Origin of the sequence: Blautia wexlerae, from assembly GCF_013300825.1 — a bacterium.
In the GTDB taxonomy this organism is placed as follows: Bacteria; Bacillota; Clostridia; order Lachnospirales; family Lachnospiraceae; genus Blautia_A; species Blautia_A wexlerae_B.
The window spans coordinates 1-825 of record NZ_JAAIMY010000082.1 but is presented as its reverse complement, the minus strand read 5'-3'; the positions used below and the strand labels follow the sequence as shown (position 1 = coordinate 825).

The 825-nt window shown below is 39.4% G+C and carries 1 protein-coding gene; it reads right to left on the bottom strand.

Annotated features, from left to right (window positions below; translation table 11 throughout):
• A partial coding sequence (locus G4417_RS16490; RefSeq protein WP_173684238.1) for a helix-turn-helix domain-containing protein occupies positions 1-687 on the bottom strand: 687 nt, incomplete at its 3' end.
• Positions 688-825 lie beyond the last annotated feature (138 nt).

The window sequence follows — 825 nt, the reverse complement described above, 5'->3', positions numbered from 1 at the left end:
CTGCTTGTATACCACTTTACGGCGCAGATCTATGTTTCTGGCTTGAAAAACGCCACGGTCTATATAAGAGTATATGGTTCTTCTGGAACAGGCGATCTCATCAGCATGAGATGCGTAGATGTGGGCAATGGACTGTCCTTTTTTGAGAAGCGGTGACAACAGGTTGTCCAGTTTCTGTATACTTTCCGGTGTCTGGTTTATCCCTTCTCTGCTGGTAGTCCTAAGGGTTTCATAGGAGTCCTGGGCGTATTTTGAAGAATAGATCTTTTTGTCCATCATGCAATTCGTTCTCTTGCTGCATCCATTGCACACATAAGGAGGTTTATTTAATTTTTCACATTCTCTTGGTTTATAAAATTTACAGACATCGCTGCATCTGAATTTTCTGCAGAGGACACATTTGCGCCGGCATTCATTATCACCGCACATATGCATGACATTGCATATATTTGTCCGCGGCTTTGAACTATCATAATTGTTTGCACAGGGAATAGGGGCAAATGCATCTGCGCTTCTTTCCCTGATAATGGAATGACGTCTGATTTCTTTGGATATGGTACTTGGATCCTTGCTTAATTCTATTGCAATACTTCTAAATGAATCACCGTTATTTAAATGCTGTTCGATTATAATACGTGCAGATAAGTCAAGATGTTTTTGGTTGCCTTTTGGTCTTCCTGTATTCATTTTATCCTCCTTCTGCACAGGCAGGGGATCATCTGCAGTAGTATTTTATAAAAAGAAGAAGGAAAAATCCATGCAGAAGTAATTTCTACAGGTATAGAATTTACTCTTGCAAGGTAGAATTAAAAAATACATTTAACC